Raw genomic sequence first — 26,936 nt, 5'->3', positions numbered from 1 at the left:
GCCAGGCACCAGTGTTCGATGTTTGTGCCGCTGGCCGCAGCTGCGCAGTGGCCGTTTCAACCCCTGCCGGGCCAATCGACGGGCAAAAAAATGCCAGGCTCCAGGCCTGGCATTGCTCGTTGCAATCCGATACGCCGCAGCGAATCAGAAAGGCAGCTTCATGCCCGGAGGCAGCTGCATGCCAGCGGTCATGCCGGACATCTTTTCCTGGCTGTTGGCTTCGATCTTGCGCACGGCGTCGTTCACCGCGGCGGCGAACAGGTCTTCCAGCACTTCGCGATCGTCGTCGCTGACGCCTTCCAGCAGGCTCGGGTCGATGCTCACGCGCTTGATGTCATGACGGCCGGTCATGACTACGCTGACCATGTCGCCACCGGCCTTGCCGGTGACTTCGGCGTTGGCCAGTTCTTCCTGCATCTTGGCCATCTTTTCCTGCATCTGCTGCGCCTGCTTCATCAGGCCGGCCATGCCACCTTTCATCATGGGAATTACCTCAAAGTATGGTGATGGAAACGGCGCCCGGCCCTTGGCCGGCGCCCTTTAAGTTAAATGCTCAACCCTGCGCGGCCGGGGCCTCGACAGGTTCAATGGTATCGTGGCGCACCACTGCGCCGAACTCCTGGACCATCCGCTGGATGAACGGATCGCCATGGATCGACTCCTCCGCCTCGCGCTGACGGTCGGCGCGACGCCGGGATGCGGCCTGGGCCGGGGTTTCCTGCTCGGGCTTGATCAGCTCGATGTTCAGGCTCAGCGTACGCCCGTGGTACTGGTTCAAGGCATCGTTGAGACGGCGCTGCTGGGTAGCGTTGAACAGCGCGCTATGGGCCGGGTCCAGGTGCAACAGCCACTGGTCGCCATCCACGGCGATCAAGGTGCAGTTGGCAGCAATACTGCCAGTCATGCCGGAAATAGGCAGCTTCGGAAACAGTTCCAGCCACTCCAGGGCCAGGCCGGTGGCCGGCATGGCGGCGGGCTCCGGCTCGGGTTCCGGGGCCGGCTCGGCGATGTGTTCACTGGCCAGCTCATCGAGGTAACTGTAGGCCGAGTCCATGTCCGGCTCGATGTAGTCCTCGTCCAGCGGCGGCTCGTCGTCCAGGTCGCTCCCCGGGGTCGCGGCATCCACCTCGGCCACGCTCGGCTCGGGCATCGGCGCACTGGCCCATTCCGGGATGTCTGGCACCACGCTGTCCGGCACCGGAGTCAGGACCGCTGGCAACGCGGGTGGTTCGGCGATGACATCCAGCATCGGCTCCACCGGGTCGTTCCACGGCAAGTCGACCACTTCTTCGGCCTGTGCCGGTTCGGGCTCTGGCTCGGCTTCGATCAAGGCCGGGACCGGCTCGGGTGCTGGCGCGGGTATTGGTGTTGGCGCAGCGGCCGGCTCGGCTACCGGCTCCGCAGCGGGAGCGGGAGCGGGAGCGACCGGGGCACTGGCCACAGGCGCGGCAGCAGGCACAACCGCTGCTGGCGCCGCCACGGCTTGGGCGGAATCAACTGTGGCCTGGCTGATCCCCACCGGCTTTAGCGGCTGTCTCGGTGCATCCGCGCTGTCCGCTGGCCGGAAGGCCAGCATCCGCAACAGGACCATTTCGAAACCGCCACGCGGGTCCGGCGCCAGGGGCAGGTCGCGGCGGCCGATCAGGCCCATCTGGTAATAGAACTGTACGTCTTCGGCCGGCAGGGCCTGGGCCAGCGCCAGCACTCGCTCGCGATCGCCGTGGCCGTTGTCGACGCCATCGGGCAGCGCCTGGGCGATGGCCACCCGGTGCAGCACATTGAGGATCTCCGAGAGCACGCCGTTCCAGTCCGGCCCCTGCTCCGCGAGGTGGCGCACCGCCTCCAAGAGAGCCTTGGCATCGCCCTCGATCAGTGCGTGGAGCACATCATAGACCTGGCCATGATCGAGGGTACCCAACATGGCGCGCACATCCGCCGCCATGACCTTGCCCTCGCCAAAGGCGATGGCCTGGTCGGTGAGGCTCATGGCGTCGCGCATCGAACCGTCGGCAGCACGGCCCAGCAGCCACAGGGCGTCGTCCTCGAACGGCACGTTCTCCACGCCCAGGACATGGCTCAAGTGCTCGACCACCCGCTCCGGGGTCATGTTCTTCAAGGAGAACTGCAGGCAGCGGGACAGGATGGTCGCCGGCAGCTTCTGTGGGTCGGTGGTCGCCAGGATGAACTTGACGTAGGGCGGCGGCTCTTCGAGGGTCTTGAGCAAGGCGTTGAACGAATGGCTGGAAAGCATGTGCACTTCGTCGATCAGGTAGACCTTGAAGCGTCCACGACTCGGGGCATATTGCACGTTGTCCAGCAGTTCGCGAGTGTCCTCGACCTTGGTCCGGCTCGCGGCGTCGATCTCGATCAGGTCGACGAAACGGCCTTCGTCGATCTCGGTGCACACCGAACAGGTGCCGCACGGGGTGGAAGTGATGCCTGTTTCACAATTCAGGCATTTGGCAATGATCCGCGCGATGGTGGTCTTGCCCACCCCGCGGGTGCCGGTAAACAGATAGGCGTGGTGCAGCCGCTGGCTGTCCAAGGCATTGATCAGAGCCTTGAGCACATGGGTCTGGCCGACCATTTCGCGGAACGAGCGCGGACGCCATTTACGTGCAAGAACCTGATAACTCATCGAAAACCGTCGCAACTGGAAAGCGGAAGCCGGTAATGCTAGCGGAGCAAGGGCGAAATTGCATCCGGCGCGCTCGCCTAATCTGTCTAAGCTGCATTTTGCCAAGGATTGCTCGACAGCCGTTACCCTGGAGACCGTATGCGTTTGACCTGGGGCGCCCTGCTTCTACTCCTCAGTAGCAACCTGCAAGCCGCCGCGCCGACCCTGCGCTTCGCCATTGCCGACAGCTGGACGATGCCGGCCGTCGCCATCGATGGCGGCCAGCCCAGTACAGGCATCCTCTACGACACCATGGGCCGCCTGGCCCAGCATCTGGGCGCGCAGGCCGAGTTCCACGTCCTGGCCAGGGCGCGGATGCAAAAAGCCATGGTCCAGGGCGAAGTCGACGTCCGCTGCTATGTCGCCCAGGCCTGGCTACCGACCCCGTCGACGGACGACCTGTGGAGCGTGCCGCTGTTCCAGCAACGCAACGTACTGGTCAGCGCCAGCGCGATTCCAGCGGCCGTCAGGCTCGAGGAGCTTTCCCGCCAACGCATCGGCACGGTCCTGAGCTATACCTACACACCGCTACAACCGCTGTTCGACGCCAATCTGCTGATTCGCGACGATGCTCGCAACGAAGAACAAGTGCTGCAAAAACTGGTGGTTGGCCGCTATCGCTACGCCATCGCCAGCCAGTGGACCCTGGAGTGGTTCAACAGGACCCAGGCAGATGGCAACCCTCTGTACAGCGTGGCGGTGGTCCAGGATCAAGCGGTGGGCTGCCACATACGCAGCGATCCAAGCGTACCCGCCCGGAAAATCCTGCATACGTTGCAGCACATGAAGTTATCCGGCGAAATCGACAGCATTGTCGAACGCTACGTCGCCCCGCCCTCCCGAGAACAGGCCTCGACGATTTCCCCCTGAGGTCCCTCGCGCCGCCAGGACCGAGGCGGGCAATAGCCGCGCACCCATTCCAGCACGGCAGCGGCGGGCATCGGCGCGGCGATGAAGTCGCCCAGTGCCACTTCACACCCCAAGGCCATCAGCCGCTCCCCGTGCGCCAGGCTCTCCAGCCCCTCGGCCACCACCTGGCGCCCGAATGCCCGGGCCAGCCCCACCATCGCCTGGACCAGGGCCTGGTCGTCCTGGTCGTGGAGCATGTCACGGACAAACACCCGGTCGATCTTGATGGTCTGGGTGCGCAGGTGCTTGAGGTAACTGAGGGACGAGTGCCCGGTACCGAAGTCTCCGAGGGAGAATTGCACGCCGAACCCCTGGCAGGCATCCAGGCAATCGCTGACCTTGCGGATATTGTCGATGGCCACCGACTCGACGATTTCAAGATCCAGCAAAGCGGGCGAAACATCCGGGTAACGGTCGAGCATGCCCTTGAGCCGCTCGACGAAGTCACTGCGCTGGAAATGCCGGGCCGCGACATTCAGGCTAACCGGCCAGTCATGTCCGGCGGCCTGCCAGCTCTGCAACTGGAGCATCACCCGGTCCATGACCCACTCGCCGATGTCGACGATCAGGTCGGTCTCCTCCACCTGCGGCAAGAACTCATGGGCCCCCAGCATCCCGCGCTGCGAGTGCTGCCAGCGCAATATGGCCTCGAACCCCACCACCGCACCGCTGCGCATGTTCACTTTGGGCTGGAAATACAAATGCAGCTGGCCGGCATCCAGGGCCAGGCGTACCTGCTCGACAGTCTGGTAGGTGACCATCACCTCGCGGTCGCGCAACACATCGAACAGATGGAAGCGATTGCGGCCACTTTGCTTGGCCACGTACATGGCCTGGTCGGCATGGCGCAGCAAGGTATCGGCGTCATGATTGTCCGTAGGGAACAAGGTAACGCCGATGCTGGCAAAGACGTTGATGTCCTTGCCCTGGATCGAATACGGCTCGGAAATGGTGGCCAGCACTCGCCGCAACGCAGAACGCAGTTCCAGCATGTCGCGCACATAGCGCAGGATCAGCACGAACTCATCGCCGCCCAGGCGAGCCACCACGTCCTCGCCACGGATGATCGAACGCAAGCGCGCGGCCACCTCCACGAGCAACAGATCGCCACAGGCATGCCCGTAGCCGTCGTTGACAGCCTTGAAGCCATCCAGATCGAGCATGCAGACGGCCAGGGGAATGTCTTGCTGGCGGGAGAACTCCAGGGCCTGGTGCAACCGGTCGGAGAGAAAAGCGCGATTGGGCAACCCGGTGAGTACGTCATGCCCGACCCGCCACTGCAGGGAGTGCAGCAGCTGGCGCTTTTCACTGACATCGAAACGAATCGACACATAGCGCACCACCCGTCCGGTACGCTGGTCCACCAGCGGCACCATGGTGCTGTCGACCCAATACAAGCTGCCGTTCTTGGTGCGATTGCAAATCTCACCCTTCCACACCTGCCCTGCCGTAATGGCCTGCCACAAGCCGGCGAAAAACTCGGGCGGGTGCAGCCCTGAGCTGAGCATGCGATGGTCCGCACCGATCAGCTCCTCACGGCTATAACCCGAGACCTGGCAAAACAGATCGTTGACATAGGTGATGCGCCCACCAAGATCAGTCTCGGAAAAAATGGCGGCGGCATCGACGGCCCTGCGGTATTTCTCATCCATGAGTCGAACTCACTGTCGCTAGCGGTTGAACCGCTCGACCAGGGCATGCAGCCCGGAAGAGATGTTTTCCAACTCAGCACCACGAGAAACGCCGACGCGGGCGTTCTCGGCAGTGCGCTGCACCGTGGCAGCGACACTGTTGATCTGTTCCGAAACCGATTCGGCTACATGGGATTGCTCCTGGGACGCGGCCGCCATCTGCTGGCTCATATCGGTGATGCGCTCGACCGCCGCGCCGATGCCCTGCAACGCCTGCTGGGCCTGCAGGACCTGTTGCACGCCCTGCTCGGCCTCCTCTATGCCAAGGCTGGCGATCTGCACCGCCTCGTCGGCACCGGCCCGCAGGTTCTGGATGATGCCCTGGATCTGCTGGGTGGACTCACGGGTCTTGCCGGCCAGGGCCCGCACCTCATCGGCCACCACGGCAAAGCCGCGCCCCTGTTCGCCAGCCCGTGCCGCCTCGATGGCAGCATTCAGGGCCAGCAGGTTGGTCTGGTCGGCGATCGACTGGATCATGCTGGCCGCCACCATGATGTCCTGGGTCTGCCCGGCCAGGTCGCCCACCGCCTGGTTGATCTGGGTGACCGTGCGGGCCAGCAGTTGAATGGCATCGCGCGAAGTCCCCGCCACCTGGCTGCCCTGCTGGGCCAGCAGGTTCGCGGTGCGAGCTTCGCTGGCCGTGTGCTGCACATGCTCGGCGACCTCGGTGATGGAGGCTGCCATCTGGGTCATCGCCGCGGCGGTCATGTCGGTTTCCGCGCGCTGTTCCAGCAGGGCCGACTCGGTGCGACTGGACAAGTGGCTGGAGTCGGCCGCGGCCTCGGCCATTTGCCGGGCCAGGTCGCTGAGACGGGTCAAGGCGGTCTTCAACCGAGCCTCCTCACTGACCAGGATCATCTGCAATTGCGCTGCGGCCCCCAAGGACTCGCTGTACGCCAGGGCGCAGATCGGATCGGCAAAGGTATTGGGCGTGCTACTGACGATGTCCTTGAGCTGCAATCCCAGGCGACGCTGGGCCAACAGCCCAACGCCGAGGAAGCCCGACAGCGTCAGCCCCTGGGCCACCAAACTGGGCAACCAGTTGAAAGCGGCCAGGCAACCTGCGGCCACGGCCATCGGCAACAGCAGCGGACGCGCCCCGACCTCCAGGCGCCGCCATGCCGAGACCGGGGCTTTATCGGCCCGCAGTCGTGCATACAGGGTCTCGGCACGGCTGACCTGTTCCCGGGTCGGCTTGACCCGGACCGACTCATAGCCCACCAGCCGCCCACCTTCCAGGATCGGCGTAACATAAGCGCTGACCCAGTAGAAGTTGCCGTTCTTGCAACGATTCTTCACCACACCCATCCAGCTCTGGCCGGCCTTGAGATAGCGCCACATCGACTCGAAGACCGCGGCCGGCATATCCGGATGGCGCACCAGGTTGTGAGTACTGCCAATCAACTCGGCTTGGCTGAAGCCACTCATGGCGGCGAATTCGGCATTGCAGTACGTGATATGACTATTGATATCGGTGGCGGATATGAGCCGCTGCTGGTCGGGGAAGGTCTGCTCAATAGAGCTGACCGGCAAATTGAGACGCACGTTAGAACTCCATAGACAGCCTGCAATCAATAGTTGCCAGGAACCGGCGATAGACCGATTGGCGATTACCTTCCTGGCGGTACGACTCAATCGGATGATTCGCCCGGATTGCAGCCGTACAGCGGGTTTGCGCCGCAGTTGACCGTCTGTTCGACGAAGATCAACTAGGATCAGATAAGGCGTCAGATGGGGGCGGCGGACGGAGCGTTGGCGGGATTAACGAGACGTTCGAGCCTCTGCCAAGTCCTGGGTTTAGGTGAACAAGGGAAATGCAATGATTTCTTGTTTCATAAACCTGCCTTCTGAAACTAGATCACCAAATACCTGTCCGAAGCGCCGATTCTACGAAATACATCACATTTTGCAAATCAAGGTGATGGAACATGGTGTTGTCTAATGCCAAGATTTATCGTTAAGTTCTTGATTCTAAATGGGAATTGAGCGATGCAAATTTCAAGTTTGGGTGCAGCCATCAAGCGCTATCGAAAGGTAGCGGGGCTTACTCAGGCTGAACTAGGTGAAAAAACCGGTTTTGACCCAAAAACCATCAGCCGCTTCGAAACCGGCACCTACACCCCCAGCGTTGAAGCTCTATTTCTGTTGGCCGAAGTACTGGGAGTGAAGCTGAAAGCCTTCTTCGCCGATCTGGGTGATGAAGAGGAACAGCGGGCTTATTTGTTCGGTGTCATTCACAAAGCCACCCCGAAGGATCTGGGAAAGCTGATAGCAGCGGTAGACCAGGCCTTGTCCAAGCCTTGAGCCCCGCAGTCAATCAACCAAGAAAGACCCGTTTGTCACCCCCCGACAAGCGGGTCTTTTTTTCACTTCACGACTCCTGACAGGAACTGACGGACCCGGCGCATAAGCTGCCGCTCCAACCAGCCCCGACCCTAGGAGTCATGATGATCACCAACACCTATTTCCTGCTCTACGTGGAGAACCCCATGGCCAGCGCGGACTTCTACAGCCGCCTGCTGGACAAGCAACCCGTACAGGCCTCTGCGGACTTCACCCTGTTCATTCTCGATTCGGGAATCAAACTCGGGCTCTGGTCCCGCCAGGTCGTCAAGCCCGAAGCCCAGGCAAGCGTGGGCGGCGGGGAGCTGGGCTGGGCCGTGGACAGCCGCGAAGCGGTGGATGAACTGCACCAGCACTGGCGGGCACTGGGTATCACCATCGTCCAGCCCCCGACCGCCATGGGGTTCGGCTACACCTTGCTCGCCCTTGACCCCGACGGACACCGCCTGCGAGTGCTGTACCTGACAGTAGGCTGAGCAGCTTGCTTCTCCAGGGGCGAGGCCATGCGCCCCTGGACGGCCATCTCCGCTCGTCGGAAATAAATGGAAACATTGGATTGAGCCACGCGCTCCTCATCGTTATCCTTGCGCGCCTACTACTTGTCACAAAATGTAAGGGAATACGATGAAGTACCTGCGCCACCTCATGGCCATGCTCGTGCTCTGCACCACCCCACTGTTGACCAGCGCTGCCGACACGCCCGACACCAAGGACGCTGAAACCCAGACCGCCGAACAGTTTCTCGCCTCCCTCTCCCCGCGCCACGGCAAGGTCCCGCTGCCTGGCGACATCGCCAGCCTCGACCTGAGCAAAGAGTTCTACTACCTCACCCCCAAGGACACCGAGAAGCTGCTCACCGAAGGCTGGGGCAACCCGCCTGGCTTCACCACCCTGGGCATGATCGTCCCCAGTGACGTCAGCCCGCTGTCCGCCGAAGGCTGGGGCGTGATCATCAGCTACAAGAACGACGGACACATCTCCGACGAAGACGCAGCGAAGATCGACTACCAAGACCTGCTCAAAGAAATGCAGGCCGCGGACGAGGAAGACAACAAAGAGCGCAAGGAGCAAGGCTACGGCGCCATCCATCTGCTGGGCTGGGCCGAGCAGCCAAGCTATGACGCGCAATCGCACAAAATGTACTGGGCCCGCGAGCTCAAGGCCGAAGGCGCCGAGAACAACACCCTGAACTACAGCATTCGCGTGCTGGGTCGTGAGGGCGTGCTGGAGCTCAATGCGGTCGCCTCCATGCAAGACCTGCCCACCATCAAGCGCGAGATCCCCAAGGTCCTGGCCTTCACCAACTTCACCGACGGTAACCGCTACGCCGACTACAACCCGAGCACCGACAAGCTGGCTACCTATGGCCTGGCAGCCCTGGTAGCCGGTGGCATCGCCAGTAAGGCCGGCTTGTTCGCCAAGCTCGGGGTCCTGTTGCTGGCCGGCAAGAAGTTCATCGTCATCGGCGTGCTCGCCATCGCTGCCTTCATCGGTCGGCTGTTCAAGAAGAAAAGCTGATCCACCCGCAACGAGGCCCCGTCAAACCGGGGCCTCGTCGTTCATGACGCGCGCACTGGCGTTCTTGCCAAAGCGCCCCTCCAACTGCATTGCCATCACACTGCCCAGCACCACAGCCGCCCCCAGCACCACCCCGGAGCGCAGCGTCTCGCCCAAGACGATCGCGGCCAGCAACATCGCCACCGGTGGAATCAGGTACATGGCGATCGACGCCCGGCTAACCTCGACCCGCGCCAATACATAAGCCCAAGCCAAGTAGGCCAGCGCGCTGGGAAACAGCCCGAGCAACAGCACGGCCAGGTTCACCCGCCAGGATGCCTGGACAGCGGCCTGGGCCAGGCCAGGGGTGTACACCATCAACAGCAAGGTTCCGCCCCAGACCATGTAGCACGTGGTGGTCAAGAGCCCGTGGCGCCCGGAAAAACGCCGCTGCAGCACGAAATACAGCCCCCAGGAAAAAGCCGCCAGCAGCACCAGCAAGCCCTGCGGCTGGATCGATCCCAGGCCGCGATCACCCACCACCACCAGCAAGGCGCCCACCAGGCCCAGCACCACACAGCTCCAGCGCCAGGCGCTGACCGGCTCCTTGAGCCAGAAAAACGCAATCAGGGTGCTGAAGATCGGCGCCGATTGCGCCAGTACGCTAGACGCCCCGGCACTCAAGCCCTGCTGCCCGTAGTTGAGACTGACGTGATGCAGGGCGATGGCGAAGAACCCCAGCACCAGCAACCAGGGCATGTCGCGCCAGCGCGGCAGGGAAATTCCCGCCACCAGCGCAATGCCGACCATGAATACCGAAGCGATAAGAAAGCGCAGCAGCGCCAGGTGCCCGGGACTGTAGCCCTCAAGGCCGATATGGATGCCCACCGGCGAATAGGCCCAGCACAGGATCACCACGGCGGTGGCCAGCACCAACTTGAGCGAGGGCGAGATCTTCACGAGACAAACTTCCAGGCAAGGTAGGGAACTGCAGTGTCGCGCCCTCGAAAGCTCACCACAATTGATCAATACTAAGCCCATCATTCACTGGAAATGAACGATGGAACTGACTCAACTGAAGATGGTGCAAGCCGTGGCCCGCTTCGGCAGCATCGCTCGCGCAGCCGAGCAGTTGCACTGCGTGCCGTCCAATATCACCAACCGCCTCAAGCAATTGGAAAGCGAACTGGGCACTCCCCTATTCACCCGCGTCGGACGCGGCTTGAAGATCAGCCCGGCCGGGGAAATCTTCCTCGGCTACAGCGAGCGCATCCTCGCCCTGGTGGATGAAGCCCGGCGCGCGGTGGATAGCCAGGCCGAACCCAGCGGCCTGCTGCGCCTGGGCTCGATCGAGTCCTGCGCCGGCGGTCGCCTGCCACCGCTGCTGGCCGAGTACCACCGGCGCTACCCGCAAGTCAGCGTGGAGCTGATCACCGGCACCTGGTCGCAGCTCTTCGAAGAACTGCGCCACCAGCGCATCGACGGTGCCCTGGTGGCCATCGATACCCTGCCGGCGAAACTGCAACAAACCGTGCTCTACCACGAACCCCTGGTAGTGATTTCCAGTGCCGGCAGCGCACCGATCCACAACGCCAGCGACCTGCAAGGCCAGCACCTGTTCATGTGGCCGGCCGGTTGCCCGTATCGCCGCGCCCTGGAGAACTGGCTCGGCAAGCACGGCCTGGACCTGCCAATCACCGGTTATGCCAGCTGGGGCACCATCATCGGCTGCGTCAGCGCCGGCGCCGGGGTATCGCTGATCCCCGAGGGCGTACTGGAGCGCTACGCACAATCCTCGACCCTGCGCGCGCAACGCTTCAACGACCTGGCCCCAGTGGATAACCGGTTCGTCTGGCATCAGGACGTGCAGCAGCACCGCGCCCGGGACGCCTTCGCGCAGTTGCTGCGCGAGACACTCGGCGCATGAACGCACCCGGCCCCGTCATGCTTGCTGGTTTTCCATCACCCCATCGATGAAGGGCGCCTTGCGGGCAAGGTACTCACCGATGCCGTCGCGATTACTGGCCTCCAGCTGCAGCTTCAGCTCCTGATACCGCTGGCGTAGCTCCACATCGGTACGCAACAGGTCGCGAAAGCCCAGCATCCGCTGGATCTGCCCATGCCCCACCAGGCACACGTGTACCTTGTGGGTCCGCACGCCTTGCACATCCCGCCGATAGAACTGATGCCCGACAGACAGGTCACTGCCCCGGACATAGCCCAGAGTCGCCATGAAAGCCTCGCGCAGCACCTCGTCCCGATGCCGCGCGACCACCAGCAGCACATCGATTTCCGGCTTGGCTGCAAGTCCCGGGACAGCAGTACTGCCCACATGGTGAATGGCCAGCAGATCATCGACAAAACCCGGCGCAATACGCTCGCGCTCGGCGGCGAACGCCAGGGGCCATTGCGGATTGTAGAGGGATATCTTGCTGGTCAACGCCATGGTCACTCCTTGTGTAGGGGTTGCAACACCCTGCACCGGGCTCGGCTGGGACCCTGCCTGGAAGCCGCCAGGCCAGGTAAAAATCTACAGGCACGACAAAACCTGCACAGCTTGCACTGCACAAGATTCAAGAATTGGGGTGTTGGGTACAACTCATCGAGGAACGACGAGGGCGTTATGGAGGCAACCCCACCAGCCACACCCCGGCACACAATGTTCCCGCTGTGGCTGCTCCCTTCCGGGCCTGACCAGGTTAACGGGTAATCGTTGCGGGGGGACCGATGGGGTCACCATAACGACGCTCACCTGACGGCGAGCCGCGCCATTGTACCTATCTGAGTTGAAGATACAACCGCTCATTGCAGAATTAAAAACTCGAAGAGCTTCAAGCACTTGGCGAGCAACAGAGAAGAACCCGGCTCACCTCGCCGAGTGGCGGGGCTGACTGGCGAAAGCTCTCGCCAGCCAACCCTGCCCTTCAGGCGGAGGCAGAAATACCGTGCTCGCCGAGGAAGGCGACGAACGCTTCCTCGTCCAGCACCTTCAGGCCCAGCTCATTGGCCTTGGCCAGCTTGGAACCGGCGCCGGGACCGGCCACCACGCAGTGGGTCTTCGCCGAAACGGAACCTGCGACCTTGGCCCCCAGGCTCTCCAGCTTGTCCTTGGCCACGTCACGACTCATCAACTCCAGGGAGCCGGTCAGCACCCAGGTCTGGCCAGCCAGCGGCAGCCCTTCGACCACCTTCTTCTCGCTCTGCCAATGCATGCCGAAATCACGCAGCTGCTGCTCGATGGCCTGGGCCAACTGGGCATTACCGGGACTGTCGAAGAACTCGCGCACCGATTTGGCCTGTTTCTCCGGCAAGGCCTGGCGCATGTCCAGCCAGTCGGCGCCAATCACCCCCTGCAAGGAGCCGAACTTGTCCGCCAGCTTCTGCGCAGCGCCTGGGCCCACCGAAGGGATATCGAGCTTGCCGAGCATGCCACCCAGGGTCGTACTGGCGGCGAACTCGGCCGCCAGTTCACCCTGGTCCTGCAGCGCCAGCGCGCACTGATCCTCGGCCAGCAAGGCGCCGATCACTTCCTGGTTGTGGCTGTCTTCGAAGAAACTGTGAATTTCATGGGCCACCTCCAAGCCGATGTCCGGCAGGTAGGTCAGCACCTGGGGCAAGGCCTGGCGAACCCGCTCCAGGGTACCCAGGGAGCGAGCCAGGACCTTGGCGGTCTCTTCGCCGACATCGGGAATACCCAGGGCGTAGACGAAGCGCGCCAGTGCCGGGCGCTTGCTGTCTTCGATAGCCTTGAGCAGTTTGTTGCTGGAAACCTCGGCGAAACCTTCCAGGTCGATGATCTGCTCGTACTTGAGCTTGTACAGGTCGGCCGGCGAGGCAATGAGCTTCTCGTCCACCAATTGCTCGATGGTCTTGTCCCCCAGGCCCTCGATATCCATGGCCCGCCGAGACACGAAGTGGATGATCGCCTGCTTGAGCTGGGCGCCACAGGCCAACCGCCCGACACAACGGTAAACCGCGCCCTCGCTGAGGGTTTCACGCCCCTTGCTGCGCTTGACCAACTGCGTGCGCTCGACATGGGAACCGCAGACCGGACAGCTCTCGGGAATCTGCACCGGACGGGCATGCTCCGGACGACGCTCGGTGACCACTTGCACCACCTGCGGGATCACGTCGCCGGCACGCCGGATGATTACCGTGTCGCCGATCATCAGGCCCAGGCGCGCCACTTCGTCCATGTTGTGCAACGTCGCGTTGGAAACAGTCACCCCGGCGACCTTGACCGGCTTCAAGCGTGCCACCGGCGTCACCGCGCCAGTGCGACCGACCTGGAACTCTACATCCAGCAGTTCGGTGAGCTCCTCCATGGCCGGGAACTTGTGGGCAATGGCCCAGCGCGGCTCCCGGGCCCGAAAGCCCAGTTCGCGCTGGGAGGCAATGCTGTTGACCTTGAACACCACGCCATCGATTTCATAAGCCAGCGCATTGCGCCGCTCACCAATCTCGCGGTAGTACTCCAGGCACTCGTCGATCCCCTTGGCCAGGCGCAACTCGCGGCTAATGGGCATGCCCCATTGCTTGAGCTGCTCGAGGTTGCCGATATGGGTGTCGGCGATGTCCGCCGTGACCTGGCCCAACCCGTAGCAGCAGAACTCCAGGGGCCGGCTAGCGGTGATCTTCGAATCCAGCTGGCGCAGGCTACCTGCCGCGGCATTGCGCGGGTTGGCGAAGGTCTTGCCACCCACCTCCAGTTGCGTTGCGTTCAAGCGTTCGAAACCAGCCTTGGACATGAACACTTCACCGCGCACCTCCAGGGTCGCCGGCCAACCACTGCCCTGCAGCTTCAGCGGAATGTTGCGCACGGTACGCACGTTGACGCTGATGTCTTCACCGGTCGTGCCGTCGCCTCGGGTGGCGCCACGCACCAGCACGCCGTCCTGATACAAGAGGCTGACCGCCAGGCCGTCGAGCTTGGGCTCACAGCTGTACTCCACCGCCGCGCCACCACCGAACAGGTCGCCCGCCGGCAGGTCCAGGCCTTCATTGACCCGGCGATCGAACTCACGCATGTCGACTTCTTCGAAGGCGTTGCCCAGGCTGAGCATGGGGATCTCATGGCGAACCTGGGTGAAGGCCGAGAGCGCTGCGCTGCCGACGCGCTGGGTCGGCGAATCACTGGTCACCAGCTCCGGATGCTCGGCCTCCAGGGCCTTGAGCTCACGAAACAGGCGGTCGTATTCCGCATCCGGGATGCTCGGCTCGTCGAGCACGTGATAGCGGTAGTTGTGCAGGTCCAGCTCGGCACGCAATTCAAGAATGCGGGTTTCGGCGGCGGTCATGGAGTTCTCTCATAAAGCAAAAGAGCAGCCTAGGCTGCTCGATCTGAAGATTGGGGTTGCAGCTGCGCTGGCCAGCCAGCGCCTACAGGATAGATCCGCAGTGACTGGCCAGCGCCCAGAGATTCAACGTTTCTGGGTCAAGGCGCGGCGCTCGAACTCGACGATGCGCTGGCGGTAGTGCTCGATGGTCTGGGCAGTCAGGACGCTGCGCTGATCGTCCTTGAGCTCGCCATTGAGCTCCTGGGACAGTTTGCGCGCGGCGGCCACCATGACATCGAACGCCTGCTTTGGATGACGCGGACCTGGCAAGCCGAGGAAGAAGCTCACAGCCGGGGTGCTGAAGTGATCGATATCATCCAGATCGAAAATCCCGGGCTTGACCGCGTTGGCCATGGAGAACAGCACCTCGCCATTGCCGGCCATGCTTTCGTGGCGGTGGAAGATATCCATCTCGCCAAAACGCAGGCCACTTTCGAGAATGTTCTGCAGCAGCGCGGGGCCCTTGAAGCCCGCGGCATCGCGGCAGATCACGCTGATTACCAGCACTTCCTCGGCCTGTGGCTGGTCCTTGTCGCCATGGCTGGACGCCTTGCCTTCATCGGCCGGGAAATCGTCGTCACGGCTGCTGAAGCTCGGGCCGTTGTCCAGATCCAGATCCAGGTTCAGGTCGCCCTGCTGCGGCTCGCTGGCACGCTTGCCACGCTTGGGCGAGGCGCTCTCGCGCGGTTCGCGCGCCGGCATGCTCACCGAAGGCAGATCATGCTCATCCAGCTGCGGTTCCTTATGGGTATCCAGCACGCGGGATGGCCCCAACAATTCGGCATTGCCATCGTCATCCGGCAAATTGGAAAGATTGCGATCAAGGCGGAACTTCAATTTGCCCTTGCCGCCGCGCATGCGCCGCCAGCCATCAAAAAGAATACCGGCGATAACAATAACGCCGATGACGATCAGCCACTCGCGCAGACCGATTTCCATGTAATCCCGTGCCTCTATAAAAAATGCTGAAAAATAAGAGGTTTACAATCTGCAAACCGCTTTAAAACGTGGCGCCAACTCTATGTTCTGAATGGCGTTTTGCCCACGCATAGGAAAAATTGACATTAAACTAGCACGACCAAAGACAACTTTACACCGTCTGTCGCAATGCTCAGGGCCAATATCTTGCGCAATAAGGGAAAATCCCCAACTTGCCCCCGACAGCCACCTCAAACCTGCGGACTCAGGCGTCCACCATCGCCATCGCCTCCTCGACATCCACGGCCACCAGACGCGAACATCCCGGTTCGTGCATCGTCACCCCCATCAACTGGTCAGCCATTTCCATGGCGATCTTATTGTGGGTGATATAGATGAACTGCACTGTCTGCGACATCTCTTTGACCAGCTTTGCATAGCGTCCAACGTTAGCGTCATCCAGCGGAGCGTCAACTTCGTCGAGCATGCAGAAAGGCGCCGGGTTCAACTTGAAGATAGCGAATACCAGGGCCAGTGCGGTCAAAGCCTTTTCACCACCGGAGAGCAAATGAATGGTGCTGTTCTTCTTGCCAGGAGGACGCGCCATGATTGTCACCCCTGTATCGAGTAGATCTTCGCCAGTCAGTTCCAAATAAGCGCTGCCGCCACCGAAAACTTTTGGAAACAATGCCTGCAAACCACCATTGATCTGGTCGAAGGTGTCCTTGAAACGATTGCGGGTTTCCTTGTCGATCTTGCGGATGACGTTTTCCAGGGTCTCCAGAGCCTGCACCAGGTCGGCATCCTGGGCATCCAGGTAGCGCTTGCGCTCGGACTGCTGCTGGTACTCGTCAATGGCCGCCAGGTTGATGGCGCCCAGCCGCTGGATTCGCGCAGCGATCCGCTCCAGCTCTTCCTCGGCGGCCTGTTCACTGGCCTCTCCCGTGAGCGTGGCCAGCACGCCCTCCAGATCATAGCCGTCGGCCAGCAATTGCTCCTGCAAGGTCTTGCGCCGCACGCTCAGGGCCTGCCACTCCATCCGCTGCTGCTCCAGCTGCCCACGGATCAATTGCGATTGCTGCTCGGCCTGGTTACGGCGCTTCTCGGCATCGCGCAACTCTCGATCGGCATCCTCCATGGCGATCTGCGCGCTCTTGAGCTCGACATCCACGCTCATGCGTTTTTCCAGCAACTCCTCGAGCTTGAGGCGCAATTCTTCCAGCGGGGCCTCCCCCTCCTCCAGGTTGAGGCTCAACTGCTCACGCTTCTCGGTCAGGCGCTCCGACTGCATCTCCAGGCGCTCCAGCGCCTGGCGGGTAGAGTCGTGCTGGGCCTTGAGCGAACCCATGCGCACGGCCAACTGATGGGCATGGTCCTTGTGCTGGCGAGCCTCCTGGCGTATCCGGTCAAGGCGTTCACGCAGGCTGTCGCGCTGGGCCAGCAGCAGTTCGCGCTGCTCGGTGTCCAGCGCCATGCTGTCCAGGGCCTCTTGCAACTGCAGGCGCGCCTCGCCAATCTGTTCGTGCTCCAGCTCGCGCTGCTCACCCAGCTCCAGCAGTTCTTCATCGAGGCGACTGCGGCGCAGGTTCAACTGCTCGGCCTTGGCCTTACCAGCCGAGAGCAAAGCCTTCAACTCACCTTGCTGGCGAGCTTCGTCCTGTAACAGGCGCCGCAGGTGCTCACGACCGTTTTCCTGCTGGCGCTGCTGGGCCCGCAGGTTAAGCAGTTGGCTTTCCAGGTCCTCGACACTGGCTTCGCGCTCATCGCGCTCAAGAAGCAGTTGCTGGATCTCCTGGCCTCGGGCCAACACGCCACTTTCCGCCTCGCTGGCCCGACGCACCCGCAGAAAATGCCGGCCGACCCAGTAACCATCGCGACTGATCAGGCTCTGCCCCGCAGCCAGCTGGCCACGCAGGGCCAGGGCCTGCTCCAGGCTGTCCACCGGCTTGACCTGGCCCAGCCAGGGCGCCAGGTCGACCTGGGACTGCACCTTGTCCAACAAGCTGCCTGGCATGGATGAAAGCTCGCCTGGCAGGCTCAACAGACGCAGATCGCCCTGCTCGAAACCCGCCAGGTCGATAGCGGAGAAATCCTCGACCAACACCGCGTGCAGATCGGCGCCCAGTACGGTTTCCACCGCCAGTTCCCAGCCCGCCTCCACCTGCATGCCATCGGCCAGGCGTGGCTGCTCGGCCAGTTGCTGCTCACGCAGCCATTGGGCGGTGCCGGTGCCTGGGTCCAACGCGGCCTGCTGCAAGGCCTCTAATGAGGCCAAGCGCCCGTTGAGTCGTTGCAATTCACCCTGGGCCTGCTGCTGGGCCTGACTGGCCTGCTGCAGTTGCTGGCGCAGTTGCTCCAGGCGTTCGACCTGGGACTCTTCGCTAGCCTGCAAATCCTCCAGGGTCGCCTCACTGGCGGCCAGTTGTTCGTTGAGTTCGAGCATCGCCGCATCTTCGGGATCGGCGGTCAGTTGCTCGCGCTCTTCGCCCAGGCGCCGCTGGCGTTCGGCCAGGCGCTCCAGGCTGGCTTCCAGTTGCTGGATGCGCGACTGCTGTACTTCCGCCTGGCGCCTTGGCTCGGCGGAGCTGAGGTTGAAGGCATCCCACTGCTCCTGCCAGCCATGCATGGTGGTCTCGGACTCTTCCAGGGTCGCCGCGGCTTCCTCGGCAGCCGCACTGCTGACCTCCTGCTCGGGCTCGAGCATCGCCAGCTCTTCGCCCAGGGTCGCCAGCAAGGTGCGGTCATGCCCCAGGTGCGACTCGGTCTCCAGGCGCGCGCGCTCGGCTTCTTTCAGATCGTCCTGCAACTGGCGCAGGCGCTGCTGGCCGTGCTGGATGCTCTGCTCGACCCGGGCGATATCGCCTCCAACCGAATAGAAGCGCCCCTGCACCTGGTTGAAACGCTCGGACAGCTCGTGGTGACCATCACGCAGGCGCTCGATGGCGGCATCGGCATTGCGCTGTTCGGCCACCAGTGCCTCGAAGCTGATCTCCTGGCTGCCGATCACCGACTCGCGCTGCCCCACCTGCTCGTTCAGCGCCTGCCAGCGCAGGGCCGACAGCTGCGCCTTGAGCTGGCGCTCCTCGGCCTTGTATTCCTGGTACTTCTCGGCAGCCTGGGCCTGGCGGTGCAAGCGCTCGAGCTGGCGCTCCAGCTCCTCGCGCAGGTCGGTCAGGCGGGCCAGGTTCTCATGGGTGCGGCGAATACGGTTTTCCGTCTCGCGCCGACGCTCCTTGTATTTGGAGATGCCGGCGGCTTCCTCGATGAAGTTGCGCAGGTCCTCGGGCTTGGCTTCGATCAACTTGGAGATCATGCCCTGCTCGATGATCGAGTAGCTGCGTGGCCCGAGGCCGGTGCCGAGGAAGATGTCGGTGATGTCGCGGCGACGGCACTTGGCGCCGTTCAGGTAGTAGCTGTTCTGGCTGTCGCGGGTCACCTTGCGTCGAATGGAGATCTCCGCATAGGCCGCGTACTCACCCACCAGGGTGCCATCGGAATTGTCGAATACCAGCTCGATGCTCGCCTGGCTCACCGGCTTGCGGCTGGTGGAGCCATTGAAGATGACGTCGGTCATCGACTCGCCACGCAGGTTCTTGGCAGAGCTTTCGCCCATGACCCAGCGCACGGCGTCGATGATGTTCGACTTGCCGCAGCCATTGGGCCCGACCACCGCCGCCATGTTACTGGGGAAGTTGACCGTGGTCGGATCGACGAAGGACTTGAACCCCGCCAGCTTGATGCACTTGAGTCGCACGTTTACGCATCCGCCAGGGCAGACACCACCAGGTCGCTGCTGCGCTGGCCGTAGGCCGTCAGCACCCGGCGGATCTGCGCCAGGTCACGGGCCAGTACCGCAGCCAGCAATTGCTCGAACAGTGCCAGGTACTCGCTCATGGACGCCTTGCGCTGGTCCAGCGCCAGGTAATAGGCGCGACTCATGGCCGGCTGCAGGTTCTCGACGGTCTCCTGCAGGTACGGATTGTTGGCGAAGGGATAGGCCGCACGCATCACGTTGAAGCTGTCTTCGACGAATGCACGGATATCCTGGCCCTGGTAGGCGCTCTCCAGGCGTTGCTGGATCTGCAGGAAAGGCGCCATTTCGCTCTGCTGCTGCCACCCAGTGGCCACCGAGTTGCCCAGCAGGATGTACATCTCGCCCATCAGGGTGCAGAGGCTACGGACCTTGTGCTCGGTGAGCTCGGTCACGTGGGCGCCACGGCGCGGCAGGATGGCGATCAAATGGCGGCGCTCCAGGATCAGCAAGGCCTCGCGGACCGAGCCGCGACTGACATTGAGGGCCAAGGTGACCTTCTGTTCCTGAATGCGCTCACCAGGCTTGAGATCCCCGCGAATGATACGTTCGGCGAGGTGGTGAGCAATTTGCTCGGCGAGGCTGTCCGGCGCCTTGAACGTCATGGTTTTCCTTCAAAATCTTTAATCGGCACAAGCGGCGAAGTGTAGCGCAATTGATACCCCGGCGCGGAGTGCCACGGCAGCGGAATTTGCCATGAAACCGGCAGATAAGCGGCTATTGGTCGGCCACGGACACCCAGCCTCCAACCCCGCACCGGCGCGCCCCGGGATCTTGGTCATACTTGAATTGTTGGGCGATGAAATTTCCTGACCTTTAAGTCAGAAAATAATTGACCGAAAAGTCAGACATGACTAAATTCGGCTCACGTCGCTTAACAACAATAATGAGTCTGCGAGGCCTTCCGTGATCCAGTTTCTCCTCAACCAGGAGCTCCGTAGCGAGCATGCCCTGGACCCGAACCTGACCGTGCTCAATTACCTGCGCGAACACCTGGGCAAGCCCGGCACCAAGGAAGGCTGTGCCAGCGGTGACTGCGGCGCCTGTACCGTAGTGGTCGGCGAGTTGCAGGTGGACGCCCAGGGCGGTGAATCCATTCGTTATCGCAGCCTCAACTCGTGCCTGACCTTCGTCTCGTCCCTGCACGGCAAGCAGTTGATCAGCATCGAAGGCCTCAAGCATCAGGGCCGCCTGCACAGCGTGCAGCAGGCCATGGTCGACTGCCACGGCTCGCAGTGCGGCTTCTGCACCCCGGGTTTCGTCATGTCGTTGTTCGCCCTGCAGAAGAACAGCAGCCAGCCCGACAGCCACAAGGCCCACGAAGCCCTGGCCGGCAACCTCTGCCGCTGCACCGGCTACCGCCCCATCCTCGCGGCGGCGCAGCAGGCGTGCAGCAGCGGTCAGTGCGATCAGTTCGACACGCGCCAGGCCGAGACCATCGCCCGCCTCAAGGCCATTGCCCCCAAGGACACCGGCGAGCTCAACAGCGGCGACAAGCGCTGCCTGGTGCCCCTGACCGTCGCCGACCTGGCCGACCTCTACGACGCCTATCCCCAGGCCCGCCTGCTGGCCGGCGGCACCGACCTGGCACTGGAGGTGACGCAGTTCCACCGCACCCTGCCCGTGATGATCTACGTCGGCAATATCGCCGAGCTCAAGCGTATCGAGTACTTCGACGACCGCCTGGAAATCGGTGCGGCCACTCCCCTCACCGATTGCTACGACGCCCTGCGCGGTGAGTACCCGGACTTCGGCGAACTGCTGCAACGCTTCGCCTCGCTGCAGATCCGCAACCAGGGCACCCTGGGCGGCAATATCGGCAACGCCTCGCCCATTGGCGACTCGCCGCCGCTGCTGATCGCCCTGGGCGCACAGATCGTGCTGTGCAAGGGCCAGGTGCGCCGGACCCTGGCCCTGGAGGATTACTTCATGGACTACCGGGTCACCGCCCGCCAGGACAGCGAGTTCATCGAGAAGATCATCGTGCCCCGCGCCAGCGCCGAGCGCCAGTTCCGCGCCTACAAGGTGTCCAAGCGCCTGGACGACGATATCTCCGCGGTCTGTGCAGCCTTCAACCTGCGGATAGTCGACGGCGTGATCAAGGAAGCGCGCATCGCCTTCGGCGGCATGGCCGCCACTCCCAAGCGTGCCAGGCACTGCGAGGCGGTCCTGACCGGCGCCAACTGGACCCAGGCGAGCATCGAGCAGGCTTGCGCGGCCCTGGCCCAGGACTTCACGCCGCTCTCGGATTTTCGCGCGAGCAAGGAATACCGCCTGCTGAGCGCGCAGAACCTGCTGCGCAAGTACTTCATCGAACTGCACACACCGCACATCGAGACCCGGGTGACCGCTCATGTCTAACCAGCACAAGGTCGAAAAGACCCAGGACGAACTCACGGCCCTGTTTCGCCAGGACCTGACCACCGGCGTCGGTCGCAGCGTCAGGCACGACAGCGCCGAAAAACACGTCTCCGGCGAAGCGGTGTACATCGACGACCGCCTGGAATTCCCCAACCAGCTGCACGTCTATGCCCGGCTCTCGGACCGCGCCCACGCCCGGATCATCAGCATCGATACCGCGCCCTGCCATGCCTTCGAAGGGGTACGCATCGTCATCACCCACGAGGACATTCCCGGCCTCAAGGACATTGGCCCGCTGTTGCCCGGCGACCCGTTGCTGGCCATCGATACCGTGCAATACGTCGGCCAGCCGGTGCTGGCGGTGGCCGCCGGAGACCTGGATACCGCACGCCAGGCCGCCATGGCGGCGATCATCGAGTACGAAGACCTGGAGCCGGTGCTGGACGTGGTCGAGGCCCTGCGCAAGCGCCACTTCGTGCTCGACAGCCACACCCACCAGCGCGGCGACTCGGCCAGCGCCCTGGCCAGCGCCAGGCACCGCATCCAGGGCACCCTGCACATCGGCGGCCAGGAACACTTCTACCTGGAGACCCAGATCTCCTCGGTGATGCCCACCGAGGACGGCGGCATGATCGTCTACTGCTCGACCCAGAACCCCACTGAAGTGCAGAAGCTGGTGGCCGAGGTGCTGGATGTCTCGATGAACAAGATCGTGGTGGACATGCGCCGCATGGGTGGCGGCTTCGGCGGCAAGGAAACCCAGGCTGCCAGCCCTGCCTGCCTGTGCGCGGTGATCGCGCGCCTCACCGGCCAGCCGACCAAGATGCGCCTGCCCCGGGTCGAGGACATGCTGACGACCGGCAAGCGCCACCCCTTCTACATCGAATACGACGTGGGCTTCGACGATAGCGGCCGGCTGCACGGCATCCAGCTGGAGCTGGCGGGCAACTGCGGCTGCTCGCCGGACCTGTCGGCCTCCATCGTCGACCGGGCGATGTTCCACGCCGACAACTCGTACTACCTGGGCGACGCCACGGTCAACGGCCACCGCTGCAAGACCAACACGGCCTCCAACACCGCCTATCGCGGTTTCGGCGGCCCCCAGGGCATGGTCGCCATCGAGGAAGTCATGGATGCCATCGCCCGGCACCTGCACCTGGACCCGCTGGCCGTGCGCAAGGCCAACTACTACGGCAAGACCGAGCGCAACGTCACCCATTACTACCAGACCGTCGAGCACAACATGCTCGAGGAAATGACCGCCGAACTGGAAGCCAGCAGCCAGTATGCCGAGCGCCGCGAAGCCATCCGTCTGTACAACGCCAACAGCCCGGTGCTGAAGAAAGGCCTGGCTCTGACCCCGGTGAAGTTCGGCATCTCCTTCACCGCCAGCTTCCTCAACCAGGCCGGCGCGCTGGTCCACGTCTACACCGACGGCAGCATCCACCTCAACCATGGCGGCACCGAGATGGGCCAGGGCCTGAACACCAAGGTGGCCCAGGTGGTGGCCGAGGTGTTCCAGGTCGATATCGGCCGGGTACAGATCACCGCCACCAATACCGACAAGGTGCCCAACACCTCGCCGACCGCGGCCTCCAGCGGCGCCGACCTCAACGGCAAGGCGGCGCAGAACGCGGCGCAGACCATCAAGGACCGGCTGGTGGAGTTCGCCGCGCGCAAGTACCAGGTCAGCGAGGAAGATGTGGAGTTCCACAACGGCCACGTGCGGGTTCGCGAGCTGATCCTGACCTTCGAGGAACTGATCCAGCAGGCGTATTTCGCCCAGGTGTCGCTGTCCAGCACCGGCTTCTACAAGACGCCGAAGATCTACTACGACCGCGCCCAGGCCCGTGGCCGGCCGTTCTACTACTTCGCCTTCGGCGCGGCCTGCGCCGAGGTGCTCGTCGATACCCTGACCGGCGAATACAAGATGCTGCGCACCGATATCCTGCATGACGTCGGCGCCTCGCTGAACCCGGCCATCGACATCGGCCAGGTGGAAGGCGGCTTCATCCAGGGCATGGGCTGGCTGACCACCGAGGAGTTGGTATGGAACGCCAAGGGCAAGCTGATGACCAACGGCCCGGCCAGCTACAAGATCCCGGCAGTGGCCGACATGCCGGCGGACCTGCGGGTCAAGCTGGTGGAAAACCGCAAGAACCCGGAAGACACGGTGTTCCACTCCAAGGCAGTGGGTGAGCCGCCGTTCATGCTCGGCATCGCCGCCTGGTGCGCCATCAAGGATGCGGTGGCCAGCCTCGGCGACTACCGGCACCAGCCACGGATCGACGCCCCGGCGACCCCGGAGCGGGTGCTCTGGGGTTGTGAACAGATGCGCCAGCTGCAGGTGGCGAAGGCCGTAGAGAGCGAATCCGAACTGGCTCCGCTCTAGCCCCAGGTGCGCCTGTCGCGGGCAGCCTGGCTCCTACCGTAGGAACCAGGCTGCCCGCGATGAGGCCGGAACAGACAACAGCGATGTAGAGGTGAACATGTACAACTGGATCAGCGCCCTCGCCGACCTGCAGAACCAGGGTGAACCCTGCGTGCTGGTGACCATCATCGAAGAGCTGGGCTCGACCCCGCGCAACGCCGGTTCGAAGATGGTGGTCAGCGCCAGCCGGGCCTTCGACACCATCGGCGGCGGCCACCTGGAATACAAAGCCATGCAGATCGCCCGGCAGATGCTCGCCAGCGGCCAGCAGGGCACGCATTTGGAGCGCTTCAGCCTCGGCGCCAGCCTCGGCCAGTGCTGCGGTGGGGCCACGGTGCTGCTGTTCGAGCCCATGGGCCAGGTGCAGGCGCAAATTGCCGTATTCGGTGCCGGCCATGTCGGCCGCGCCCTGGTACCCTTGCTCGCCGCGCTGCCCTGCCGGGTACGCTGGATCGACTCGCGGGAGCAGGAATTTCCCGAACAGATTCCCCAGGGGGTACGCAAGATCGTCAGCGAGGAACCGGTGGACGAGATCGACGACCTGCCCCCAGGCAGCTATTGCATCGTCATGACCCATAATCACCAGCTGGACCTGGAGTTGACCGCCGCCCTGCTCAAGCGCAACGATTTCACCTATTTCGGCCTGATCGGCTCCAGGACCAAGCGGGTGAAGTTCGAACATCGCCTGCGCGATCGCGGCTTCGACGCTGCTACCGTGCAACGCATGCGTTGCCCCATGGGGCTGGGCGAGGTCAAGGGCAAGCTGCCCGTGGAAATCGCCATCTCCATCGCCGGTGAAATCATCGCCACCTACAACGCCCATTTCGGCCAGCCCAGCGTCACCGCCGAACCCATTGCCCAGCTGCTGCCGGCCTCGCGCCGCAGCCAGGCCTCGAACTGAAACAGCCACACACTTGAGAATGACCATGTCCCAGACTCGCAAAGCCTACCGTGCCGCCATCCTGCACAGCATCGCCGACCCGGCGGAGGTCGGAATCGAAGCCTCCTACGAGTACTTCGAGGACGGCCTGCTGGTGGTGGAGAACGGCCGGATCAGCGCCCTCGGCCATGCCAGCGAACTGCTCGCGAGCCTGTCCGCCGAGGTACCGGTGAACCATTACCCGGACGCGCTGATCACCCCGGGTTTCATCGACACCCATATCCACCTGCCGCAGACCGGCATGGTCGGTGCCTACGGCGAGCAACTGCTGGACTGGCTCAATACCTACACCTTCCCCTGCGAAAGCCAGTTCGCCGACCGGGCCCACGCCGACGAAGTGGCCGAGGTGTTCATCAAGGAACTGCTGCGCAACGGCACCACCACCGCCCTGGTGTTCGGCAGCGTGCACCCGCAGTCGGTGGACGCCTTTTTCAGCGCCGCGCAGAAGCTCGACCTGCGGATGATCGCCGGCAAGGTGATGATGGACCGCAACGCCCCGGACTACCTGGTCGACACCGCCGAGTCCGGCTACCAGGACAGCAAGGCGTTGATCGAGCGCTGGCATGGCAAGGGCCGCCTGCACTACGCAGTGACCCCGCGTTTCGCCCCCACCAGCACCCCGCAGCAGCTGACCCTGGCTGGCCAGTTGCTCAAGGAATATCCCGATCTCTACCTGCAGACCCACATCAGCGAGAACCTGCAGGAGATCGAATGGGTCAAGGAGCTGTTCCCCGAGCGCAAGGGCTACCTGGACGTCTACGACCACTACCAGTTGCTGGGCGAACGCTCGGTGTTCGCCCATGGCGTGCACCTGTGCGACGACGAGTGCGCGCGCCTGGCGCAGACCGGCTCGGCGGTGGCCTTCTGCCCGACCTCGAACTTCTTCCTCGGCAGCGGCCTGTTCAACCTGCCGATGGCCGAGAAGCACAAGCTCAATGTCGGCCTGGGCACCGATATCGGCGCCGGCACCAGCTTCTCGCTGCTCAACACCCTCAATGAGGCCTACAAGGTCATGCAGTTGCAGGGCGCGCGCCTGAGTCCGTTCAAATCCCTGTACCTGGCCACCCTCGGCGGCGCCCGGGCCCTGCGCCTGGAAGAACGAATCGGCACCCTGCACCCCGGCACCGACGCCGACTTCCTGGTGCTGGACTACAAGGCCACGCCACTGCTGGAGTACCGCCTGCAACAGGCCAAGAGCATCGCCGAGACCTTGTTCGTGCTGATGACCCTGGGCGACGACCGCACCGTGCTGCAGACCTACGCCGCCGGCCAGCAAGTGCACCAGCGCTGATCGCCCCCAACGCCAAGCATCCCCCGCTCGACGCCGCTCGACCGGGGGATTTTTCAGGGTGTCGCAACCTGCTGCGCACGCTCGCGCCGACCATCGGCAAAGCGCTCACGCGGATGGGCCCGCACTGCGTATCATCTGCCCCGTCGCCCGGGCCCTGCTGCTCTGTCCCGGGCCCCATGGAGCAACAAGGGGCATCGCCGCAGGCCGCCCCCGAACCGGAAGAAAACACATGAGAGAGCTAGCCGAACTCGGCATCTACTACCAGAACTGCGTCATCGAACGGCCCATCCCGAGCCTGGACGAGATCGCCGAATTCCAGGCCAGGCAGGGCGTCACCCTGCCCGCGGACTACCTGCAGTTCCTGCGCACGGTCAATGGCGGCGCGCCCACGCTGAACTTCTTCGAGAACGACGAGGCCGCCTTCGCCATCGAGGCCTTCCACTACCTGGCCCTGGAAAACGATCCGGACGACAGCTACAGCATCGCCGTGGCCTCCGAGTGGCCTTGCGAGGAACTGGGCAGGAAGGTGATCGCCATCGCCGGGGACGGCAGCGGCGACCAACTCATCATCGACCCGAGCCTGGGCCCCGAGGTGCGCCTGTGGCGACACGACGACGGTAGCGAGCCGGAGATTCTCGCCCCCAGCTTCGAGGCGTTGCTGGCCGGCCTCAAGCCCGATCCGGAAGAGGACGAGTAAAGCACCGGCCAGTGATCAGCGGTGTTGAGCGAGC

20 protein-coding genes and 1 other RNA gene are annotated in these 26,936 nt (G+C 63.2%); 10 read left to right on the top strand and 11 right to left on the bottom strand.

Translation table 11 applies throughout. The features are described 5' to 3' along the window. Positions 1–144: 144 nt before the first annotated feature. Together I9018_RS09730 and dnaX are read right to left on the bottom strand one after the other, a co-directional pair. On the bottom strand, positions 145–483 hold the full coding sequence (locus tag I9018_RS09730; RefSeq protein WP_031321305.1) for a YbaB/EbfC family nucleoid-associated protein: 339 nt from the start codon (positions 481–483) through the stop codon (positions 145–147). Between the two features lie 70 nt (positions 484–553). Next, positions 554–2,638, bottom strand: coding sequence for a DNA polymerase III subunit gamma/tau (dnaX, locus tag I9018_RS09725; protein ID WP_241109296.1), 2,085 nt, complete (start codon positions 2,636–2,638; stop codon positions 554–556). A 138-nt stretch (positions 2,639–2,776) separates the two neighbouring features. Between dnaX and I9018_RS09720 the strand changes: the two genes are divergently transcribed. After that, positions 2,777–3,547, top strand: a complete 771-nt coding sequence (locus tag I9018_RS09720) for a transporter substrate-binding domain-containing protein (RefSeq protein ID WP_241109295.1) — start codon at positions 2,777–2,779, stop codon at positions 3,545–3,547. Here the strand turns inward: I9018_RS09720 and I9018_RS09715 are convergent. Together I9018_RS09715 and I9018_RS09710 are read right to left on the bottom strand one after the other, a co-directional pair. After that, positions 3,499–5,238 (bottom strand): EAL domain-containing protein, encoded by a 1,740-nt coding sequence (locus tag I9018_RS09715; RefSeq protein ID WP_068577212.1) that lies wholly within the window; start codon positions 5,236–5,238, stop codon positions 3,499–3,501. The two genes, I9018_RS09720 and I9018_RS09715, sit on opposite strands and share 49 nt — an antisense overlap. Before the next feature lie 18 nt (positions 5,239–5,256). After that, positions 5,257–6,822, bottom strand: coding sequence for a PAS domain-containing methyl-accepting chemotaxis protein (locus I9018_RS09710; RefSeq protein WP_124346246.1), 1,566 nt, complete (start codon positions 6,820–6,822; stop codon positions 5,257–5,259). Positions 6,823–7,266: 444 nt separating this feature from the next. Here I9018_RS09710 and I9018_RS09705 point away from each other — a divergent pair, with 444 nt between their 5' ends. The 3 genes from I9018_RS09705 (at position 7,267) to I9018_RS09695 (ending at position 9,138) form a co-directional block, all read left to right on the top strand. After that, complete coding sequence (locus I9018_RS09705) at positions 7,267–7,581, top strand: helix-turn-helix transcriptional regulator (protein ID WP_011060220.1); 315 nt, start codon at positions 7,267–7,269, stop codon at positions 7,579–7,581. Positions 7,582–7,724: 143 nt separating this feature from the next. Next, entirely contained in the window at positions 7,725–8,096 is a 372-nt protein-coding gene (locus I9018_RS09700) for a VOC family protein (RefSeq protein WP_068577216.1), read from the top strand. 148 nt (positions 8,097–8,244) lie between these two features. Then, positions 8,245–9,138, top strand: coding sequence for a DUF2167 domain-containing protein (locus I9018_RS09695; protein ID WP_241109294.1), 894 nt, complete (start codon positions 8,245–8,247; stop codon positions 9,136–9,138). A 21-nt stretch (positions 9,139–9,159) separates the two neighbouring features. On the opposite strand, the gene I9018_RS09690 is transcribed toward I9018_RS09695, so the two are convergent. Continuing rightward, entirely contained in the window at positions 9,160–10,077 is a 918-nt protein-coding gene (locus tag I9018_RS09690) for a DMT family transporter (protein ID WP_068577220.1), read from the bottom strand. Between the two features lie 100 nt (positions 10,078–10,177). Between I9018_RS09690 and I9018_RS09685 the strand changes: the two genes are divergently transcribed. Then, on the top strand, positions 10,178–11,044 hold the full coding sequence (locus I9018_RS09685) for a LysR substrate-binding domain-containing protein (protein WP_241109293.1): 867 nt from the start codon (positions 10,178–10,180) through the stop codon (positions 11,042–11,044). Positions 11,045–11,059: 15 nt separating this feature from the next. On the opposite strand, the gene I9018_RS09680 is transcribed toward I9018_RS09685, so the two are convergent. The 6 genes from I9018_RS09680 to I9018_RS09655 all read right to left on the bottom strand — a co-directional run bounded on the left by I9018_RS09680 (position 11,060) and on the right by I9018_RS09655 (position 19,787). After that, entirely contained in the window at positions 11,060–11,563 is a 504-nt protein-coding gene (locus I9018_RS09680; RefSeq protein ID WP_241109292.1) for a GrpB family protein, read from the bottom strand. A gap of 187 nt (positions 11,564–11,750) precedes the next feature. Further along, positions 11,751–11,847: signal recognition particle sRNA small type (gene ffs / locus I9018_RS09675), an RNA gene on the bottom strand. Positions 11,848–12,041: 194 nt separating this feature from the next. Continuing rightward, positions 12,042–14,414 carry an NAD-dependent DNA ligase LigA gene (gene ligA / locus I9018_RS09670; RefSeq protein ID WP_241109291.1) on the bottom strand — a complete coding sequence of 791 codons (2,373 nt, stop codon included), beginning with the start codon at positions 14,412–14,414 and terminating at the stop codon, positions 12,042–12,044. 123 nt (positions 14,415–14,537) lie between these two features. Beyond that, positions 14,538–15,392, bottom strand: coding sequence for a cell division protein ZipA (gene zipA, locus I9018_RS09665; protein ID WP_068577227.1), 855 nt, complete (start codon positions 15,390–15,392; stop codon positions 14,538–14,540). Positions 15,393–15,636: 244 nt separating this feature from the next. Then, positions 15,637–19,125, bottom strand: coding sequence for a chromosome segregation protein SMC (gene smc, locus I9018_RS09660; RefSeq protein WP_241109290.1), 3,489 nt, complete (start codon positions 19,123–19,125; stop codon positions 15,637–15,639). A gap of 2 nt (positions 19,126–19,127) precedes the next feature. Then, a complete protein-coding gene (locus I9018_RS09655) occupies positions 19,128–19,787 on the bottom strand; it encodes a GntR family transcriptional regulator (protein WP_068577232.1) in 660 nt (219 codons plus the stop codon). A 301-nt stretch (positions 19,788–20,088) separates the two neighbouring features. On the opposite strand from I9018_RS09655, the gene xdhA reads away from it, so the two are divergent. From xdhA to I9018_RS09630, 5 genes are all read left to right on the top strand, one after another. Continuing rightward, a complete protein-coding gene (gene xdhA, locus I9018_RS09650) occupies positions 20,089–21,543 on the top strand; it encodes a xanthine dehydrogenase small subunit (RefSeq protein ID WP_241109289.1) in 1,455 nt (484 codons plus the stop codon). Further along, positions 21,536–23,935, top strand: a complete 2,400-nt coding sequence (xdhB, locus tag I9018_RS09645; protein WP_241109288.1) for a xanthine dehydrogenase molybdopterin binding subunit — start codon at positions 21,536–21,538, stop codon at positions 23,933–23,935. The genes xdhA and xdhB overlap by 8 nt, the downstream gene beginning before the upstream one ends. Before the next feature lie 97 nt (positions 23,936–24,032). Further along, positions 24,033–24,875 (top strand): xanthine dehydrogenase accessory protein XdhC, encoded by an 843-nt coding sequence (xdhC, locus tag I9018_RS09640; RefSeq protein WP_241109287.1) that lies wholly within the window; start codon positions 24,033–24,035, stop codon positions 24,873–24,875. 25 nt (positions 24,876–24,900) lie between these two features. Further along, positions 24,901–26,205, top strand: a complete 1,305-nt coding sequence (gene guaD, locus I9018_RS09635; RefSeq protein ID WP_241109286.1) for a guanine deaminase — start codon at positions 24,901–24,903, stop codon at positions 26,203–26,205. A 229-nt stretch (positions 26,206–26,434) separates the two neighbouring features. Next, positions 26,435–26,902, top strand: coding sequence for an SMI1/KNR4 family protein (locus I9018_RS09630; RefSeq protein WP_068577239.1), 468 nt, complete (start codon positions 26,435–26,437; stop codon positions 26,900–26,902). Positions 26,903–26,936 lie beyond the last annotated feature (34 nt).

The sequence above is a fragment of the Pseudomonas sp. MPFS genome, assembly GCF_022537035.1.
Classification (GTDB): Bacteria; Pseudomonadota; Gammaproteobacteria; order Pseudomonadales; family Pseudomonadaceae; genus Aquipseudomonas; species Aquipseudomonas sessilinigenes.
Note: the sequence above shows the minus strand (reverse complement) of the source record. Positions and strands in the feature narration are given on the sequence as shown.

What these genes read in the sequence shown, in the direction of transcription:
- I9018_RS09730 (WP_031321305.1), bottom strand. Translation starts at nt 483, where the DNA reads ATGATGAAAGGTGGCATGGCCGGCCTGATGAAGCAGGCGCAGCAGATG.
- dnaX (WP_241109296.1), bottom strand. Translation starts at nt 2,638, where the DNA reads ATGAGTTATCAGGTTCTTGCACGTAAATGGCGTCCGCGCTCGTTCCGC.
- I9018_RS09720 (WP_241109295.1), top strand. Translation starts at nt 2,777, where the DNA reads ATGCGTTTGACCTGGGGCGCCCTGCTTCTACTCCTCAGTAGCAACCTG.
- I9018_RS09715 (WP_068577212.1), bottom strand. Translation starts at nt 5,238, where the DNA reads ATGGATGAGAAATACCGCAGGGCCGTCGATGCCGCCGCCATTTTTTCC.
- I9018_RS09705 (WP_011060220.1), top strand. Translation starts at nt 7,267, where the DNA reads ATGCAAATTTCAAGTTTGGGTGCAGCCATCAAGCGCTATCGAAAGGTA.
- I9018_RS09700 (WP_068577216.1), top strand. Translation starts at nt 7,725, where the DNA reads ATGATCACCAACACCTATTTCCTGCTCTACGTGGAGAACCCCATGGCC.
- I9018_RS09695 (WP_241109294.1), top strand. Translation starts at nt 8,245, where the DNA reads ATGAAGTACCTGCGCCACCTCATGGCCATGCTCGTGCTCTGCACCACC.
- I9018_RS09685 (WP_241109293.1), top strand. Translation starts at nt 10,178, where the DNA reads ATGGAACTGACTCAACTGAAGATGGTGCAAGCCGTGGCCCGCTTCGGC.
- I9018_RS09680 (WP_241109292.1), bottom strand. Translation starts at nt 11,563, where the DNA reads ATGGCGTTGACCAGCAAGATATCCCTCTACAATCCGCAATGGCCCCTG.
- ligA (WP_241109291.1), bottom strand. Translation starts at nt 14,414, where the DNA reads ATGACCGCCGCCGAAACCCGCATTCTTGAATTGCGTGCCGAGCTGGAC.
- zipA (WP_068577227.1), bottom strand. Translation starts at nt 15,392, where the DNA reads ATGGAAATCGGTCTGCGCGAGTGGCTGATCGTCATCGGCGTTATTGTT.
- I9018_RS09655 (WP_068577232.1), bottom strand. Translation starts at nt 19,787, where the DNA reads ATGACGTTCAAGGCGCCGGACAGCCTCGCCGAGCAAATTGCTCACCAC.
- xdhB (WP_241109288.1), top strand. Translation starts at nt 21,536, where the DNA reads ATGTCTAACCAGCACAAGGTCGAAAAGACCCAGGACGAACTCACGGCC.
- xdhC (WP_241109287.1), top strand. Translation starts at nt 24,033, where the DNA reads ATGTACAACTGGATCAGCGCCCTCGCCGACCTGCAGAACCAGGGTGAA.
- guaD (WP_241109286.1), top strand. Translation starts at nt 24,901, where the DNA reads ATGTCCCAGACTCGCAAAGCCTACCGTGCCGCCATCCTGCACAGCATC.
- I9018_RS09630 (WP_068577239.1), top strand. Translation starts at nt 26,435, where the DNA reads ATGAGAGAGCTAGCCGAACTCGGCATCTACTACCAGAACTGCGTCATC.